Source organism: Kitasatospora sp. NPDC004615, from assembly GCF_042873545.1.
Taxonomy (GTDB): domain Bacteria; phylum Actinomycetota; class Actinomycetes; order Streptomycetales; family Streptomycetaceae; genus Kitasatospora.
The window spans coordinates 706,598-724,412 of the sequence record NZ_JBIALQ010000003.1 but is presented as its reverse complement, the minus strand read 5'-3'; the positions used below and the strand labels follow the sequence as shown (position 1 = coordinate 724,412).

The window sequence follows — 17,815 nt, the reverse complement described above, 5'->3', positions numbered from 1 at the left end:
CGGCTGCCGCTGCTGGTGTTCACCCGGCTGCTCGGCCTGCCCCCCGAGGACGGTCCGCGCCTGGTCGGGCTGATCACCGACCTGGTCGACAGCAGCAAGGACTCGCAGCGCGCCGCCGCCGAATTCTTCGGCCTGCTGATGGACCTGGCGGTCAGCCGTCGCGCGCAGCCCGGCGCCGACCTGGTGTCCTGGCTGATCGCCCACCCCGCCGCGCTCAGCGACGAGGAGATGGCGCACAACCTGATGGTCATGCTGGTGGCCGGCAACGAGTCGTCCATCAACTGGATCGGCAACACGGTGCGGCTGCTGCTCACCGACCGCCGCTTCCGCACCACCCTGACCGGCGGCCGGGCGACCGTCGCGGACGCCCTCGACGAGGTGCTGTGGCGCGACCCGCCGGTGCAGAACTTCCCCGGCCGGTGGGCGGTTTCGGACACCGTGCTGGGCGGCCAGTACATCAGCGCCGGCGACATGCTGGTGCTCGGCCTGGCCGGCGCCAACGACGACCCGTCCGCGCACGGCCCCGACGGCATCGCCGGCAACCGGGCCCACCTCGCCTGGGGCGCCGGACGGCACGTCTGCCCCGCGCAGGACCCGGCCCGGCTGATCGTCGAGACCGCCATCGAAACCCTCCTGCACTGCCTCCCCGACCTACAACTCGCCATCCCCGCACACGAGCTGACATGGCGACCGTCGCCTTGGTCGCGTGCCCTGGTCAGCCTGCCGGTGCTGTACAGCGCCTTCGTCCCGCCCCGCCCCGCTTCGCCCGAGAGGACCGCATGGACACCGCAGACCAGCTCCAGCCCGTCAAACTCGACCCCGTCGGGGCCGACCAGCACGCCGAGAACGAACGGCTCCGCGCCAACGGACCGGCGACCCTGGTGGAGCTACCTGGTGGAGTGGTGGTCTGGGCGATAACCCACCACGACACCCTTCAGGAACTTCTCGCCGACCCACGGGTCGGCAAGAACGCAAAGCACTGGAACCTGTACCAGGAGGGCCGGATCCCCGAGGGCTGGCCGCTGATGACCTTCATCACCGTGCCCGGCATGACCACCTCGGACGGCGCCGACCACCGCCGCCTGCGCGGCCTGGTCTCCCAGGCCCTCACCCCGCGCCGGATCGCCGAACTGGCCCCCGCCATCGAACAGCGCGTCCACCGCCTGCTCGACAACATCGCCACCCTGGACGGCGACTTCGACCTGCGCACCAACTTCGCCTACCCCCTGCCCATGCAGGTCGTCGGCGAACTGCTCGGCCTCGCCGAGGACCAGCAGGACCGGCTGCACGAACTCTCCGACACCCTGGTCAGCTCCTCCTCCGTCCCCGGCGCCGGCGCGGCCGCCGCCCGCGCCCTGGCCGGACTGCTCGCCCAGGTCGCCGCCGGGAAGCGGGCCGAGCCCGCGGCCGACCTGACCACCGCGCTGATCGCCGCCCGCGAGGAGCAGGACCGGCTCAGCGAGGAAGAGCTCATCGGCATCCTGATGCAGCTGGTGGTGGCCGGCCACGAGACCACCCTCAACCTGATCTGCAACGCGGTCCGCGCCCTGCTCGCCCACCCCGAGCAGCTCGCGCTCGTGCTGGACGGCACGGTGGACTGGTCCGCGGTGGTCGAGGAGACCCTCCGCTACGACGGCCCCGTCGGCCAGTTCCCGATGCGCTACGCGCTGGAGGACATCCCCGTCGGCAACGTCCTCATCCGCCGCGGCGAGGCCATGCTCTCCTCGTACGCCGCCGCCGGACGCGACGGCAACCACTACGAGGACGCCGACCGCTTCGACCTCACCCGCACCAACAACCGCCACCTGGCACTCGGGCACGGGCCGCACTTCTGCATCGGCTCCGCGCTGGCCCGCCTGGAGGCCGAGACGGCGCTGCGCGAGCTGTTCGCCCGCTACCCCGCCCTGCGGCTGGCCGACGGTGCGGACCCGCGACCGATCCCCTCCTTCGTCAGCAACAGCGTCAGCAGCCTGCTGGTGCGCACCTCCTGACGCACGCCGCCGGGGCCGCCCCCGCCGGGTCGACACGTGACCGGGCGGGGGCGGCCCTCGTTGCACCTGCCATGAAGAAGCTCACCGCGCTCGCCGCCCTCTCCCTCTCCGGGCTCGCCCTCGGCACGGCACCGGCCCACGCCACCACCCCCACCCCCCTCATCCAGACCGGCAGCCTCAGCCAGGCCCACGGCGTGGACACCGGCTACCACGGCGACATGCCGTCCAGCACGGAGCTGTGCCACCGCGACCTCGCGAACTACCCCGTGGTCGGTGAGGTCGTGGAACGGGCCACGGGCGTCTGCGAGGCGGTGGGCACGACGCTCGACGGCAACAAGTAGGGGCTTGGGGAACTGCGCGACAAGCGCAGACCTGTCCGTACGGTCGCGAGCACGTGCAAGTCATTGTTCTGCACCGCGATCTTGCGGTCGGGTCCTTCCGCTTCGCGCAGTTCCCCGCGCCCCTGGGCGCTCCCCCTCGATATGGTGCGGAATGTCCGTATTTCCCGTGGCGCGAGGTGATCCCGTGGGCAGCGTGGCCGAGCAGATGGTGGAAGTGCTCCAGCAGGCGGGGGTCGAGCGGGTCTACGGGGTGGTGGGGGACAGTCTGAATCCGGTGGTGGATGCGATCCGGCGGGCCGAGGGGATTTCCTGGGTGCACGTCAGGAACGAGGAGGCGGGGGCGTTCGCGGCGGCGGCGGAGGCCGAGCTGACGGGGCGGTTGGCGGTGTGTGCGGGGAGCTGCGGGCCGGGCAATACGCATCTGATCCAGGGGTTGTACGACGCGCATCGCAGTGGGGTTCCGGTGTTGGCGCTGGCCTCGCACATTCCGTCGGCGCAGATCGGGACGGGGTTCTTCCAGGAGACGCATCCGGAGCGGGTGTTCACGGACTGCAGTGGCTGGTGCGAGCTGTTGTCGAGCCCGGCGCAGTTGCCGCGGCTGTTGCGGGTGGGGATTCAGCACGCGTTGGGGGCTCGTGGCGTCGCGGTGCTGGCGTTCCCGGGCGATGTGGCCGCGTTGCCCGCGCCGGCGCCGACCGGGCGGAGTACGTTCCTGACCGAGCAGGCGGTGGCGGCGCCGCCGTGGTCGCAGGTGCAGGCGCTCGCGGAGGCGTTGAACGCGGCGCGGACGGTGGCGGTGTTCGCGGGCGCGGGGGTGCGGGGTGCGCACGAGGAGCTGATGAAGCTCGCGGGGACGTTGCAGGCGCCGATCGGGCATTCGTTGCGCGGCAAGGAGTGGGTGCAGTTCGACAACCCGTACGACGTCGGGATGAGCGGGCTGCTCGGTTACGGGGCGTGCCACGAGGCGTTGCACGAGGCCGAGTTGGTGCTGCTACTGGGCACCGATTTCCCGTACGACTCGTTCCTGCCGCAGGCCCGTACCGTACAGGTGGATCACGACGCGACGCGGTTGGGCCGGCGTACCGCGTTGGAGTTGGCGGTGCACGGGGATGTGGCGGCGACGTTGCGGGCGGTGCTGCCGCTGCTGGAGCAGAAGACGGACCGGTCGTTCCTGGACGGGCTGCTGACCAGGCACTGCCGGGCGCTGGAGACGGTGGTCGGGGCGTACACCAAGGGCATCGAGAAGCACCGGCCGATCCATCCGGAGTTCGTGGCGTCGGTGCTGGACGAGGTGGCCGCGGAGGATGCGGTGTTCACCGTGGACACCGGCATGTGCAATGTCTGGGCGGCCCGTTATCTGACGCCGAACGGGCGGCGGCGGGTGATCGGTTCGTTCCTGCACGGTTCGATGGCGAACGCGCTGCCGCACGCGATCGGGGCCCAACTGGCGTTCCCCGGGCGGCAGGTGGTGTCGATGTCGGGCGACGGCGGGCTCGGGATGCTGCTGGGCGAGCTGTTGACGGTGGCCAAGCACCGGTTGCCGGTGAAGACGGTGGTGTTCAACAACGGGGCGCTCGGCATGATCAAGCTGGAGATGCTGGTCTCCGGCTATCCGGAGTGGGAGATCGACAACGGTGACGTGGACTACGCCGCGATCGCCCGGGCCTGCGGGATCCCGGCGAAGCGGGTGACCGATCCGGTGAAGGTCCGCGAGGTGCTGGCCGACGCCCTGGAGCGGCCCGGTCCGGCCCTGGTGGACGTGGTGACCGACCCGAACGCGCTGTCCATCCCGCCGCACATCACCGCCGCCCAGCTCAAGGGTTTCGCGCTGGCCGCCGGGCGGACGGTGCTGACCGGCGGTGTCGGCAGGATGATCGACCTGGCCCGGTCCAACCTGCGGAACGTGCCCCGTCCCTGACCTGCGAATGCCGTCCGAATAAGGGCGAGGAAACTGGGAAAGCAAGGGAGGGGACGGCCCGTTTGCCTGTGGGGCAAGTTTGTTGCCCGTGAGGCACAAAGGGTGTGGACTGGAGTCATGACAGACAGTCCACTGGGCGACGACCAGGAAGTCGCGGGCCTCGGCGCGCGGCTCCGGGAGCAGCGGGTCACCAGCCGGCTCACGCTGGAGGCCGCGGCGGCCCGGGTCGGCCTGTCGCCAGCTTACTTGTCCCGCCTGGAGACCGGGCGACGTCAGCCTTCGCTGCCGGTGCTGCTCGGCCTCGCCAGGGCGTACGCGACCAGTGTGTCCGGGCTGCTCGGCGAGCAGGTGGCCGAGCCGGATCCGGTGATCCGCGGCGGCGTGGTCGAACCGGGCCGGGCCGGCGGCTGGGGGTACCGGCGCGCCGGTGCGCCGGGCCGTGCCATGCAGGCACTGCGGGTGCACGTCCCGCCGAGCTCGCAGGACGCCGTGGTGCGGGTGCACCCCGGCGAGGAGTGGCTCTACGTCACCAAGGGCCGGATGCGGCTCACCCTGGGCGACCGGGTGCACCTGCTCGGCGAGGGCGACTCCGCCCACTTCGACTCGCTGACCCCGCACTGCATCGCGGCCGACTCCGACACCGGTCTCGACCTGATCTTCCTCCACACCCTGCTGCAGAGCCCCGCCGGCGACCTGTGCCTCGGCGACGCCCCCCGCCTGTAGCCCCCGCACCCCCCGTCCGCCACCACCGTCAGGAGACCGCCATGGCCGACACCAAGCCCGCCGTCCCGCAGTACAAGGAGACCGTCGACGCGGGCTACCGCGCCTCGAACCGGGTGTGGATCCGGGTCTGGATCTACATCGTCTCGGGCCACGGTTTCGTGGGCTTCCTCTTCCTGCTGTTCTACGTCGGCCGCCACGGCAAGTAACCGGCCCGTCAGGGGCCCAGTACGGTGCACAGCGCGTCCAGGGCGGCCTCGAAGGCGTGGTCGGGTGGCGTGCCGTAACCGACCACCAGCGCCGGGGGCCACTCCGGCGGCCGGTCCGCGCCCTCGGCCCGGCTCCACCCCAGGGTGTGCACCCGCAGCCCCGCCCGCAGCGCGCGGGCCTGGAGTTCGTCCTCGCCCGGGGAATCCCCGGGCAGTTCCAGGACGGCGTGCAGGCCCGCGCTTATCCCCGTCACCCGCACCCGCGGGGCCCGCTCGGCGAGCACCTCGACCAGCCGGTCGCGGCGGCGACGCAGCAGTTGGCGGCTGCGCCGGACATGCCGGTCGTAGCCGCCGGATTCGATCAGTTCCGCCAGCGTCAGCTGCTCCAGGGCGCCGCTCTGGCCGTCCGCCAGCTGCTTGTGCCGCCCCACCGGCTCCACCAGCGCGGCCGGCAGCGCCAGCCAGGCCAGCCGCACGCCCGGCGCCAGCGACTTGGACGCGGTGCCCGCGTACACCACCCGCTCCGGGTCCAGCGCCTGCATCGCCCCGATCGCGTGCCGGTCGTAGCGGAACTCGCCGTCGTAGTCGTCCTCGAGCAGATAACCGCCGACCTGCCGCGCCCAGTCCACCGCCTCCGCCCGCCGGGCCGCCCGCAACGGCATCCCGATCGGGAACTGGTGCGCGGGCGTCAACAGCGCCAATCCGGCGTCGGTGCACGCCAGTTCGGCCGTCACCGCGCCGCCCGCGTCCAGCCGAAGCGGACGCATCGGCAGCCCCTGTGCGGCGAGCACCGCGTGCTGCGGCGGCAGCCCGTACGCCTCCACCGCGACCGCCCCGAGACCCTGCTCGCGCAGCGCCGCGCAGACCAGGCCGAGACCCTGCTGCACGCCCGAACAGATCAGCAGCCGCTCCGGATCGGTCCGCACCCCCCGGGCCCTCGCCAGGTAGCCGGCCAGCGCCCGGCGCAGCTCGATCCGGCCCCGCGGGTCGCCGTACCCGAACGCGTCGTGCGGTGCGGTCGCCAGCGCCCGGCGGGCCGCCGCGAGCCACGCGCCGCGCGGGAACCGGCTCAGGTCGGGCGAGCCCGGCTTCAGGTCGTACCGCAGCGCGACGGGCTGCCGCAGGCCCGGCGGCGGTGCGGCCGGCGCGCGCTGCGGGCCGCGCTCCGCGACCACCGTGCCCGACCCCTGGCGGGACATCAGCCAGCCCTCCGCGACGAGTTGGGTGTACGCCTCGGCGACGGTGTTGCGGGCGATCCCGAGGTCGGCCGCGAGCGCCCGCGAGGACGGCAGCCGGGTGCCGGACGCGAGCCGGCCGTCCCGCACGGCCGTGCGCAACGCGTCCTCCAGGGCGGCCCGCAGACCGAGACCGCGAGTGCGCCCGGCAGTCAGGTCGAGATGCAGATCGCCGCCGAAAGTGGCCCAGGAACTCATCCCCCCAATGAACCACACCACCGGTCCAACCCCCGCCTAGCGTGGGGTTCATGACTGACCAGACCCCCGCCCCCGCCCCCGCCCCCGCCCAGCGCCTCGCCCTCGCCCGCGTCGCCCCCGAGTTCCACCGCAACCTGATCGCCCTCGACCGCCTCGCCCAGGCCGGCCTCGGCGACCCCGTCATCGCCCACCTGGTCGACCTGCGCGCCTCCCAGATCAACGGCTGCGCGTTCTGCCTCGACATCCACTCCCAGGACGCCCGCGAGAACGGCGAAGCCGAACACCGCCTGCACACGCTGTCCGCGTGGCGCGAGACGCCGTTCTTCACCCCTCGCGAGCGCGCTGCGCTGGCCCTCACCGAGGCCATCACCCTGGTCGCCACCACGCACGTCCCCGACGAGGTCTTCGACGAGGCCGCGAAGCACTTCTCCGAGACCGAACTCGCCCACCTGATCGGCATGATCACCACCATCAACGCGCTCAACCGCGTGGGCGTCTCGACCCGGATGTCCCCTGCGCAGCGATGACTGGGCGACAAGCGCACGCCCGTCCGTTGGGTCGCGATCAAGTGCAAGTCATCGTCCTGCGCCGCGATCTTGCGGTCGGGTGCGTTCCCCTTCGCGCAGTTCCCCGCGCCCCTGGTTTCGCGTCCGTCTGCGTTTCGCGTCCGTCTGCGTTTCGCGCCCGCGTGCGTTTCGCGCGATGGTGGGTGGTGAGGTGAGTGCGATGGCCGAGATCGCCTTGCAGGTCGACGTCGCGGCGTCCCGGGAGCGGTTGCTGGCGGCGTTGGACACCCGGGTGGGGTTGACGTCGTGGTGGAGCACCGGGATCGAGCGGGACGGGGAGGATCTGCTGGTCACGGTGCCGGATGCGCCGGAGCCGCTTCGGCTCCGGCGTGAGCGTGCGGACCTGGACCGGGTGGGGTGGCGCAGTGTGGGGATGTATCCGCCGACGTGGCAGGGCACGACGGTGACGTGGGACCTGTTCGATCATCCGGACGGGTCGCGGCACACGCTGTTGCTGCTGCGCCATCTCGGGTGGGGGCCGGACACGGTGGCGTCGGTCCCGGCGGCGGCGGGCGGGTGGGCGGAGGCGATCGTCCGGTTGAAGGACTACGCGCAGAGCGGGCGTCCGCAGCCGCTTTTCGTGCCGGACGGCCACTCGCATCCGGGGGTGCACGCGGCCGCGGACTGACCACGACGCGCCGTTCCGGGTGATGACCTGCATGGAGTGGCGACGGCGGGTGAGACTGGCAGCATGTTGGGACTTCCGGACCGAATCAACGCTTTCCTGTTCGACCTGGACGGGGTGCTGACCCAGACCGCGAAGGTGCACGCGGCCGCGTGGAAGCACATGTTCGACGGGTTTCTGCGGTCGGAGGCGGAGCGCACCGGCGCCCCGTTCGTCCCGTTCGATCCGGTCGGCGAGTACGACCGGTACGTGGACGGCCGGCCCCGGTTGGACGGCACCCGGCAGTTCCTGGCGTCGCGCGGGATCGAGCTGCCGGAGGGCACCCCGGAGGATCCGCCGGGGGCGCGGACGGTCAACGGGTTGTCGGCGGCGAAGAACGAGACCGTTCTGCGGATGATCCGCGAGCAGGGCGTGCAGCCGTACCAGGGTTCGGTGGCGTACCTGCACCGGCTGCGGGAGTCGGGGCTGCCACGGGCGGTGGTCTCGTCCAGTGCGAACTGCCGGGATGTGCTGAAGGCCGCCGGGATCGACGGCCTTTTCGACGTGGTGGTGGACGGGATCACCGCGGCCCGCGACCACCTGGCGGGCAAGCCCGCGCCGGACACCTTCCTGGCCGCCGCGAAGCGACTGGGGGTGGAACCGGAGCACGCGGCGGTGTTCGAGGACGCGCTGGCGGGCGTCGCGGCGGGCCGGGCCGGCGGTTTCGGCACGGTGGTGGGGGTGAACCGCACCGGGCAGGCGGAGGCACTGCGCGAGCACGGCGCGGACGTGGTGGTGGATGACCTGTCGGAGCTGCTCGGGGAGCGCGGATGAGCCCGTCCGAGGCGTTCACGGTCGATCCGTGGGGGATCAGCGAGCACGGTCTGGACCTGCCCGGACAGGCCCGCGCGGAGTCGGTGTTCGCGCTGTCCAACGGCCACATCGGGCTGCGCGGCAACCTGGACGAGGGCGAGCCGCACGGCCTGCCCGGCACCTACCTGAACGGCGTGTTCGAGCTGCGTCCGCTGCCGTACGCGGAGAGCGGCTACGGCTTCCCGGAGTCCGGGCAGAGCGTCATCAACGTCACCAACGGCAAGCTGATCCGGCTGCTGGTCGACGACGAGCCGTTCGACCTGCGGTACGGCGAACTGCGCAGCCACCGGCGCAGCCTGGACTTCCGGGACGGCATCCTGCGCCGGGTGGCCGAGTGGACCTCGCCGGCCGGGCGGACGGTGCGGGTCAGCTCCCGCCGGCTGGTGTCGCTGACCCAGCGGGCGGTGTGCGCGATCGACTACTCGGTGGAGGCCGTGGACAGCCCGGTCCGGATCGTGCTGCAGTCCGAGCTGGTCGCCAACGAGCAGATGCCGGGCGGCGGGGACGGCGACCCGCGGGCGGCGGCCGTGCTGGAGGCCCCGCTGACGGCCGAACTGCGGCACGCCGACGGGACGAAGGGCGTGCTGGTGCACCGCACCCGGTTCTCCGGGCTGCGGGTCGCCGCCGGGATCGACCACGTGATCGACGGGCCGGAGCGGATCGACACCGCCGCCGAGTCCTCGGAGGACCAGGCCCGGATCACCATCACCACGGTGCTGAACGCCGGTCAGAAGCTGCGCCTGGTGAAGTTCGTGGCGTACGGCTGGTCGGCGACCCGTTCGCTGCCCGCCGTCCGCGACCAGGTGGAGGCGGCGCTGACCGCCGCCCGGTACACCGGCTGGGACGGCCTGGTGGACGAGCAGAAGGAGTTCCTGGGCCGGTTCTGGGGCGACAACGACGTCGAGATCGAGGGCGACGTCGAACTCCAGCAGGCCGTCCGGTTCGCGCTGTTCCACGTGTTGCAGGCGGGTGCCCGCAGCGAGGAACGGGCCATCCCCGCAAAGGGGTTGACCGGCCCCGGGTACGACGGGCACTCGTTCTGGGACACCGAGACCTTCGTGCTGCCGGTGCTCACCTACTGCCTGCCGGAGGCCGTCAAGCAGGCGCTGCGCTGGCGGCACACCACGCTGCCGATGGCCCGTGAGCGAGCCGCCCAACTGGGCCTGGCGGGTGCGGTGTTCCCGTGGCGGACGATCCGCGGCGAGGAGTGCTCCGGGTACTGGCCGGCCGGCACCGCCGCGTTCCACATCGGCGCCGACATCGCGGCCGCCGTGGTCCGCTACGTCCGGGCCACCGGCGACGCCGAGTTCGAACGCACCCACGGCCTGGAACTGCTGGTGGAGACCGCCCGGATGTGGCGTTCGCTGGGCCACCACGACGCCAAGGGCAACTTCCGGATCGAGGGCGTCACCGGCCCCGACGAGTACAGCGCGGTCGCCGACAACAACGTCTTCACCAACGTGATGGCGCAGTCCAACCTGTGGAACGCCGCCGACGCCGCGCTGAAGTACCTGCACGAGGCGTCGGCGTTCGGGGTGGACACCGAGGAGGCCGCCGCCTGGCGCGACGCCGCCGACAAGATGTTCATCCCGTACGACGAGCAGATCGGCGTTCACCCGCAGGCCGACGGCTTCACCGACCACCAGATGTGGGACTTCGAGGCCACCCCGCCCGAGAAGTACCCGCTGCTGCTGCACTACCCGTACTTCGACCTGTACCGGAAGCAGGTCGTCAAACAGGCCGACCTGGTGCTCGCCATGCAGACCCGCGGCGACCTCTTCACCCCCGAGCAGAAGGCCCGGAACTTCGCCTACTACGAGCGCCTGACCGTCCGCGACTCCTCGCTGTCCGCCTGCACCCAGGCCGTCATCGCCGCCGAGGTCGGCCAGCTCGACCTGGCGTACGACTACACCGCCGAAGCCGCCCTGATGGACCTGCACGACCTCGGCGGCAACACCCGCGACGGCCTGCACATGGCCTCGCTGGCCGGCGCCTGCATCGCCCTGGTGGCCGGCTTCGGCGGCCTGCGCGACCACAGCGAACACCTGTCGTTCCGCCCCCGGCTGCCCGCCGGACTGCAGCGGCTGTGCTTCTCCATGAGCGTCCGCGAACACCTGCTGCGGGTCGACATCACCCACGCCACCACCACCTACACCCTCCGCCGCGGCAGCGTGCTGGCCGTCCTGCACGACGAGGAACCGCTGCACGTGGAAGCCGGCAAGCCCGTCAGCCGCCCCACCAAGAAGATCGGCACCCCCGCCGAGCGGCCCACCCAGCCGCCCGGCCGCGAACCGGCCCGCCGGCACAGCCAGGCCGGCGTCCAGGTCGGCGCCGTCGACCATCTACCGGCCGAGTGATGCACGCATAAATCGTTGACGCGGCGTCAACACTCCCTGTACGAACCGTGACCGGTCGTGCAGGGAGCTTCACGCGCGCCACCGGTCCGCAGTCCCGACCGGAGGCAAGTCCGTGCGCACCTTCGCCCTCACCGCCGCCGTCCTGCTCACCACCCTCACCGCCGCCACCCCCACGCACGCCGACACCACCCACCGCGGCACCCGCTGGGTGCACAACTGCGCCCGCCCCGCCCACACCGACACCGCCGCCTGCCAGGCCCTGCGGGTCGTCAGCGCCGCCACCGATCGGGAGGGCTACGGCCCCGCCGACCTGCTCGCCGCGTACGGGCTGCCCGCCGACGGCGGCGAAGGCACCACCGTGGCGATCATCGACGCCTACGACAACCCCAACGCCGAGGCCGACCTCGGCGTCTACCGCGCCCACTACGGGCTGCCCGCCTGCACCACCGACAGCGGCTGCTTCCGCAAGACCGACCAGCGCGGCGGCACCCGGATCCCGCGCGCGGACAGCGCGTGGGCCGGCGAGACGGCGCTCGACCTCGCCATGGTCTCCGCGATCGCCCCGCGCGCCCACCTGCTCCTCGTGGAGGCCGACAGCGCCGGCGTCGCCGACCTCGGGGCCGCCGTCAACACCGCCGTCGCGATGGGCGCCAAGATCGTCTCGATCAGCTGGGGCGCACCCGAGAACGGCAACGCCGCCTCCTACGACACCCGGTACTTCGACCACCCCGGCGTGGCCATCGCCGTCGCCTCCGGGGACGGCGGCTACGGCGTGATCTTCCCGGCCTCCTCGCCGCACGTCACGGCCGTCGGGGGCACCTCGCTCCGCAACGACAGTTCGCCGCGCGGCTGGGCGGAGGACGTCTGGTCCACGAGCTCCACCGAAGGGACCGGCAGCGGGTGCTCCACCAAGCTCACCAAGCCCAAGTGGCAGACGGACACCGGCTGCACCCGGCGCACGGTCGCCGACGTCGCGGCCGTCGCCGACCCCGAGACCGGCGTCGCCGTCTACCAGACCTACGGCGGCAGCGGCTGGTACACCTACGGCGGGACCTCCGCGGCGGCGCCGATCATCGCCGCGACGTACGCGCTGGCGGGCGAGCCGGCGGTCGGGAGCCGGCCGGCGAGCTTCCCGTACGCACACCCGGACGCGCTCAACGACGTGGTCAGCGGTTCGACGGCCTCGTGCCGGCCGGCGTACCTGTGCACGGCGGGGCCGGGGTATGACGGGCCGACGGGGCTGGGGACGCCGAACGGGGTGGGGGCGTTCCGGAACTAGGGAGTGCGAGGACAGGGGCGCGTGGGGGTACCTCCCGGCCCGCCAGGGCTGGGGGAGAACTGCGCGAAGCGCAAGGCCTGTCCGTTAGGTCGCGAGCACGTGCAAGTCACTGTCCTGCGTCGCGATCTCGCGGTCGGATCCTTCCGCTTCGCGCAGTTCCCCGCGCCCCTGTCCTCGCACCCGCACAGTCGGCGATCGGTGGGGCTTTTCCGTCCTTCCAGCAGGTGGGGTCGCGGGAGCCGTCCGCTACCGGACAGGAATCTTCTCGCGAGCCGGATGAAACATCCTGGCCATGCCGGGCCGTCATAGGGCGGATCCGGTGGAGGGAGAGGAAACGTGGCCACAGCTCGACGGCGGGCGGCCCTGGAGGAGGAGTTCGTCGCGTTCGCGGCGGCCCGGTCCGGGCAGCTCTACCGCTCGGCGTACTTCCTCACCGGCGGGGACGCGCATCTGTCCGAGGATCTGGTGCAGGAGACGCTCGGTCAGATGTACACCCAGTGGCACCGGCTGTACCGGCCGAGCTGGGCGGGGCGGATCGACAATCCGGCCGGGTACGCGCAGACCGTGCTGGTGCGGGCGTATCTGACGCACCAGCGGCGGCGCAGCAGCAGTGAGCGGCCGAGTCAGGTGCTGCCGGAGCTGGTGGAGCACGGGCCGGACTCGGCGTTGCGGCTGGCGCTGGTCGATGCGCTCGGTCAACTGCCGCCGCGGGACCGGGCGGTGGTGGTGCTGCGGTACTGGGAGGACCGCAGTGTGGAGGAGACCGCGGCGATGGTGAAGGACAGTTCGGCTGCCGTGCGCACCCGGTGTTCGAGGGCGCTGGTCAAGTTGCGGGGGTTGTTGGGCGCGGATCTGGCGGAGCTGGTGGCGCGGTGAGCGGGGATTTCGGTCGAGGGAGTGGTGAAGTGACGGACGGGAACGGGGAGTTCGAGGTGCACTTGGGGGCGGCGTTCGGGCAGGCGGGCGGGGGGCCCGGTCCGGAGGTGACGGCGAGACTGGTGGACGGTGGGCTGGCGGTGGGGCGGCGGCTCAAGCGGGCCCGGCGGCGGCGGGCGGCGCTGCTGGGGGGTGCGCTGGCAGCGGCCGTGGTGGTCGGGGCGGGGGTGCTGACGGTGCCGCACGGTGTGCCGGGGGTGCGGTCGAACGCCATCGAGCTGGCCAATTCGGCGACGCCGCCGCCTTCGGCGCCGCCGGAGCAGGGCGTGACGATCCTGCTGGTGGGCCTGGGGTCCGGCCTCGGCGCGCTGGGCGGGCCGGTGGACACCGGCCCGGACAGCCCCGACACGTTGATCCTGGTGCACGTCCCGAAGGACGGTGGCGAGGTCCGGCAACTGTCCGTACCACGGGACCTGTTGGTGCCGGACGGACACGACGGGAACGCCGTCATCAGCGACCTGTACCCGAAGGCGGAACTCGCCGAGATGAACCGGCTGCGCGGGCAGGGCCTGGCCGCGGACGAGCTGCGGCGCCGTGGCCGGGAGGCCGGGCGGGCCGCGTTGATCACGGCCGTGGAGCAGGTCGCGGAGATGCCGGTGGACCACTTCGCCGAGATCTCGATGGCCGGCTTCGACCGGGTGGTGCATGCCCTCGGCGGAGTGCCGGTCTGTCTGAACGAGGCGGTGAAGGACTCCTGGAGCGGGGTCCGACTGCCGGCCGGGAAGCAGGAGTTGGGCCCGGCGCAGGCGTTGGCGTTCGTCCGGCAGCGGCACGGCATCGGCGACGGCTCGGACGTGCAGCGGACCACCCGGGCCCAGGCGCTCCTGGCCGGGGTGCTGACGAAGCTGCGCACCGGCGGGGTGCTGGCGGATCCGGCGAAGCTGTCGGCGCTGTACGACGCGTTCTCCGACCAGTTGGTGACCGACAAGGGGTGGAGCCCGGTGGACTTCGTCCGCCAGGTGCCGGCGCTGGCGGCCGGGCGGGGCACCGCCACGACGCTGCCGATCGCGTTCGAGGGGACTCACGTGCGCACGGCGGACGGGGCGGCCAAGCAGATCCTGCTGGGCAGCGGGCCGGTGCCGTCGGTCTCGCCGAACATCTCCGAGGAGACCGGGGAGGCGTATTCGGGGAACTCCGGGCAGGCGCCGGTGAAGCTGGACGGGGTGCCCTGCGTGGACTGACGGCTGGTCAGTCGATGGCCGTCCACCGCCAGGGCCGGGGCCCGTGTTCGCCGCGCAGGCAGGCCAGTCGGTAGTGGGCCTGGGCGCGGTGACGGGCGGGGTCGGTGGCGGCCTGCTGCAAGGCGTAGAGGGCGAGGCGCAGTTCGCGGATGGCGCGGAGGACCGGGTAGCCGGGCCACTCGGTGACGTCCGCGCCGTACGCGGTGCAGAAGGCCGCGTAGCCGGGGGTGGAGAGGCTGCCGAAGGAGTCGTGGGCGACGGCGGTGGAGGTGAGGTCCCAGGCGGGTGGGCCGAGGGCGGTGCGTTCGAAGTCCAGTAGGTGGGCGGCGGTGGCGGTGACCGCGAGGTTGCCGCTCCAGGCGTCGCCGTGGACGACGGTCAACCGGTGGGCGGGGTGGTCGAGTTCGGCCCAGGCGGTGCGCAGGTCGGCGAGCCGGGCGTGCAGCCAGGCGCGCTGCGGGGTGTCGAGGGTGGTGGCGCCGTCGATCCGGGCGGGGAGTCGGACGAACGGGTCGATGGCCTCCAACCCGGGTTCGGGGGGCGGCAGTTGGTGGAGCCGGCGGAGCGCGGCCGCGAGTTCGGGGGCGGTGGCGTGGCGGTGCGGGGGCAGTTCGTGCCAGAAGGTGACGGGGCGGCCGCGGACCACGAGCGGTTCGGGCGGGTCGGCGAGCGGGCGGACGGCCGGGACGCGGTGGGCGCGCAGCCAGCGGGCCACCGTCAACTCGCGGGCGGCGACGGCGGTTTGGCCGGGGCGGCCGATCCGGACGACGACCCCGCCGGGCAGTCGCCACAGGGTGTTCTCGCCGGCCCGGATGAGTTCCGCGCCGACGCTCGGGCGACCGGCGGCGGCGCAGGCCTCGGCCAGCAGGGCGGCGGGGTTTCGGCAGTCCACGTCCAGGGCTCGTTCCACTCGACGTCCGGGGCCGCGACCGGCATGACGCGGCGCTCCGGAGCACCGGAAGGGCGCACCGGGTCAGTGTTCACCCTGCTTATGCGGTAAGGGAATTCGGGGCCGCGGCGCTCCCAGGACCGGCCGCCCCTCGCCGATGGTCCAGACCACCCTTGCCTTTGGTCCAGACCTATTGACGGGCTCTGCCAGCACTTTTACGATCCGGTCGGCACAGCCCCACATGTCCCCCACCTCACCCAGAGCCGGGCGTCACGCCCCCACGCGCACGGTCCCCACCATGGCGCTCGGCGGGAAGGGAGCACCACATGTTCCGTCGGAGCTCACGCATGCCACGCCCGCACCGGGCCGGCGTGGAACGCGCAACGCAGGTGATCCGGCCGGACGCCGGACCGAGCATGCTGAAGCGCTCGCTCGCCGGGATCTGCGCGACCGCCGTGGTCGGCACCGGCCTCGCCGTCGCCGGCACCGTCACGGCCGCCGCCGACACCACCAACCTGGTGGTCAACTCCGGCTTCGAGAACGGCCTTTCCGGCTGGACCTGCTCCGGCGCCGGCACCGTCGGCAGCCCCGTCCACTCCGGCAGCTCCGCGCTCCAGGCCACCCCCGGCGGCCAGGACACCGCGCAGTGCAGCCAGACCATCAGCGTGCAGCCCAACTCGCAGTACACGCTGAGCGCGTACGTGCAGGGCAGCTACGTCTACCTCGGCGCCACCGGCACCGGGCTGACCGGATCCCCGTCCACCTGGACGGCCGACAACGCCTCGTACGGGCAGCTCAGCGTCTCCTTCAGCACCGGCGCGAACACCACGTCGGTGACCGTCTTCGTGCACGGCTGGTACGGGCAGCCCGCGTACTACGCGGACGACGTCACGCTCTCCGGTCCCGGCGGCAGCAGCCCCTCGCCGAGCGGAAGCCCGTCCGGCAGCGCCTCGTCGAACCCGTCCTCAAGCCCGTCCGGCAGCCCGTCGTCGAGCCCGTCGAGCAGCCCGTCCGGCAGTGCGTCCAGCAGCCCGTCGTCGAGCCCGAGTTCGGGTGACGCGACCTGTCCGACCAAGCCGCGGCCGGCCGGCAAGGTGCTGCAGGGGTACTGGGAGAACTGGGACGGCGCGTCCAACGGCGTGCACCCCGGGATGGGGTGGACGCCGATCACGGACAGCCGGATGGCCGCGCACGGGTACAACGTCATCAACGCCGCGTTCCCGGTGATCCTCTCGGACGGCACCGTGCTGTGGCAGGACGGCATGGACACCGGCGTCAAGGTCTCCACGCCCGCCGAGATGTGCCAGGCCAAGGCGGCCGGCGCGACCATCCTGATGTCGATCGGCGGCGCCGCCGCGGGCATCGACCTGAGCTCCAGCGCCGTCGCGGACCGGTTCGTGGCGACCGTCGTGCCGATCCTGAAGAAGTACAACTTCGACGGCATCGACATCGACATCGAGACCGGCCTGTCCGGCAGCGGCAGCATCGGCACGCTGTCCCCCTCGCAGTCCAACCTGATCCGCATCATCGACGGCGTGCTGGCCCAGATGCCGGCCGGTTTCGGCCTGACGATGGCCCCCGAGACCGCGTACGTCACCGGCGGCAGCGTCACCTACGGCTCGATCTGGGGCGCCTACCTGCCGGTCATCAAGAAGTATGTGGACAACGGCCGGCTGTGGTGGCTGAACATGCAGTACTACAACGGCTCGATGTACGGCTGCTCCGGCGACTCCTACTCGGCCGGGACCGTCCAGGGCTTCACCGCGCAGACCACCTGCCTGAACAACGGCATCACCATCCAGGGCACCACCATCAAGGTCCCGTACGACAAGCAGGTCCCGGGCCTGCCGGCCCAGCCGGGCGCGGGCGGCGGGTACATGGCGCCGAGCCTGGTCAGCCAGTCCTGGGGCGCCTTCAACGGCCAGCTGAAGGGTCTGATGGACTGGTCGATCAACTGGGACGGCTCGAAGGGCTGGAGCTTCGGCGACAACGTCAAAACGCTCCAGGGCCGCTGACGTTCCACTCGCAAGCTTGTCCACAGACCTGTGGACAACGACTTGACGCGACCCCGGGAGCGCCGGCCGCTCCCGGGGCGCTGTCGCCCTTCGGCCCGAAATGGCCCGATGCCGGGCCTGGTCGGTTTATGTCATGACCTAAATCGACCAGGCCGGAATCGACCGGGCCCCTAGTGAGGGGGTCGAAGATAAGAGTATGTATCTGGTCCACGCGCGACTACGCTCGCCGGTCGGTCGAGGCGCTCCTCCCGACCTGGCGGAATTGATTCGTTCTCACGCGGAAGTCCCGGACGCGCTGGAGCACGTGAGCGTCCATCTGACCGGATCCGACGAGGTCACCGTGGGTGTGTTCAGCCTGGCATCCACCCTGCTGGAGGCGGAGGACCGGGCGGCCGGGCTGGTGCGGCGGGCGGTACGGAAGGAGTCCGCGCTGGTCGGCTTCGCCGTCCTCTCGGTGGGCACCGCACTGGCTCCCGGGCCCTGGTGGGACTTCGACTAGCCGC

Annotated in this window: 15 protein-coding genes and 2 pseudogenes; 15 read left to right on the top strand and 2 right to left on the bottom strand. The window is 72.2% G+C overall.

The features are described 5' to 3' along the window. Positions 1-779: 779 nt before the first annotated feature. From ACFYS8_RS14700 to ACFYS8_RS14680, 5 genes are all read left to right on the top strand, one after another. Entirely contained in the window at positions 780-1,991 is a 1,212-nt protein-coding gene (locus tag ACFYS8_RS14700; RefSeq protein WP_387640594.1) for a cytochrome P450, read from the top strand. A gap of 71 nt (positions 1,992-2,062) precedes the next feature. Next, positions 2,063-2,332, top strand: coding sequence for a hypothetical protein (locus ACFYS8_RS14695; protein WP_387640591.1), 270 nt, complete (start codon positions 2,063-2,065; stop codon positions 2,330-2,332). A 205-nt stretch (positions 2,333-2,537) separates the two neighbouring features. Continuing rightward, on the top strand, positions 2,538-4,250 hold the full coding sequence (locus ACFYS8_RS14690; protein ID WP_387640738.1) for a pyruvate dehydrogenase: 1,713 nt from the start codon (positions 2,538-2,540) through the stop codon (positions 4,248-4,250). A gap of 117 nt (positions 4,251-4,367) precedes the next feature. Continuing rightward, positions 4,368-4,973, top strand: a complete 606-nt coding sequence (locus ACFYS8_RS14685) for a helix-turn-helix domain-containing protein (RefSeq protein WP_387640588.1) — start codon at positions 4,368-4,370, stop codon at positions 4,971-4,973. A 41-nt stretch (positions 4,974-5,014) separates the two neighbouring features. After that, positions 5,015-5,179, top strand: a complete 165-nt coding sequence (locus ACFYS8_RS14680; protein ID WP_157815763.1) for a DUF6126 family protein — start codon at positions 5,015-5,017, stop codon at positions 5,177-5,179. Between the two features lie 8 nt (positions 5,180-5,187). On the opposite strand, the gene ACFYS8_RS14675 is transcribed toward ACFYS8_RS14680, so the two are convergent. After that, positions 5,188-6,612, bottom strand: a complete 1,425-nt coding sequence (locus ACFYS8_RS14675) for a PLP-dependent aminotransferase family protein (protein WP_387640585.1) — start codon at positions 6,610-6,612, stop codon at positions 5,188-5,190. A 50-nt stretch (positions 6,613-6,662) separates the two neighbouring features. On the opposite strand from ACFYS8_RS14675, the gene ACFYS8_RS14670 reads away from it, so the two are divergent. The 7 genes from ACFYS8_RS14670 to ACFYS8_RS14640 all read left to right on the top strand — a co-directional run bounded on the left by ACFYS8_RS14670 (position 6,663) and on the right by ACFYS8_RS14640 (position 14,408). After that, the gene (locus ACFYS8_RS14670) at positions 6,663-7,139 is read left to right on the top strand and encodes a carboxymuconolactone decarboxylase family protein (protein WP_387640582.1); all 477 of its coding nucleotides are present in this window, start codon (positions 6,663-6,665) and stop codon (positions 7,137-7,139) included. Positions 7,140-7,338: 199 nt separating this feature from the next. After that, the gene (locus ACFYS8_RS14665) at positions 7,339-7,806 is read left to right on the top strand and encodes an SRPBCC domain-containing protein (RefSeq protein ID WP_387640579.1); all 468 of its coding nucleotides are present in this window, start codon (positions 7,339-7,341) and stop codon (positions 7,804-7,806) included. Between the two features lie 63 nt (positions 7,807-7,869). After that, on the top strand, positions 7,870-8,616 hold the full coding sequence (locus ACFYS8_RS14660; RefSeq protein WP_387640577.1) for an HAD family hydrolase: 747 nt from the start codon (positions 7,870-7,872) through the stop codon (positions 8,614-8,616). Beyond that, on the top strand, positions 8,613-11,012 hold the full coding sequence (locus ACFYS8_RS14655; RefSeq protein ID WP_387640574.1) for a glycoside hydrolase family 65 protein: 2,400 nt from the start codon (positions 8,613-8,615) through the stop codon (positions 11,010-11,012). Before ACFYS8_RS14660 ends, ACFYS8_RS14655 begins: the two co-directional genes overlap by 4 nt. A gap of 112 nt (positions 11,013-11,124) precedes the next feature. Further along, positions 11,125-12,291 (top strand): S8 family serine peptidase, encoded by a 1,167-nt coding sequence (locus tag ACFYS8_RS14650; protein WP_387640572.1) that lies wholly within the window; start codon positions 11,125-11,127, stop codon positions 12,289-12,291. Positions 12,292-12,627: 336 nt separating this feature from the next. Further along, positions 12,628-13,167 (top strand): SigE family RNA polymerase sigma factor, encoded by a 540-nt coding sequence (locus tag ACFYS8_RS14645; RefSeq protein WP_387640569.1) that lies wholly within the window; start codon positions 12,628-12,630, stop codon positions 13,165-13,167. Between the two features lie 29 nt (positions 13,168-13,196). Continuing rightward, a complete protein-coding gene (locus ACFYS8_RS14640; RefSeq protein ID WP_387640568.1) occupies positions 13,197-14,408 on the top strand; it encodes an LCP family protein in 1,212 nt (403 codons plus the stop codon). A gap of 7 nt (positions 14,409-14,415) precedes the next feature. Here the strand turns inward: ACFYS8_RS14640 and ACFYS8_RS14635 are convergent, their stop codons facing one another. Then, positions 14,416-15,318, bottom strand: coding sequence for a phosphotransferase enzyme family protein (locus ACFYS8_RS14635; protein WP_387640566.1), 903 nt, complete (start codon positions 15,316-15,318; stop codon positions 14,416-14,418). A 305-nt stretch (positions 15,319-15,623) separates the two neighbouring features. Between ACFYS8_RS14635 and ACFYS8_RS14630 the strand changes: the two are divergent. The 3 genes and pseudogenes from ACFYS8_RS14630 to ACFYS8_RS14620 form a co-directional block, all read left to right on the top strand. Beyond that, positions 15,624-16,094 (top strand): annotated as a pseudogene (locus ACFYS8_RS14630) (carbohydrate binding domain-containing protein); the annotation flags it as partial. 261 nt (positions 16,095-16,355) lie between these two features. Next, a pseudogene (locus tag ACFYS8_RS14625) lies at positions 16,356-17,312 on the top strand (chitinase); the annotation flags it as partial. 262 nt (positions 17,313-17,574) lie between these two features. Continuing rightward, positions 17,575-17,811 carry a hypothetical protein gene (locus ACFYS8_RS14620; RefSeq protein ID WP_387640563.1) on the top strand — a complete coding sequence of 79 codons (237 nt, stop codon included), beginning with the start codon at positions 17,575-17,577 and terminating at the stop codon, positions 17,809-17,811. Positions 17,812-17,815: the final 4 nt, after the last annotated feature.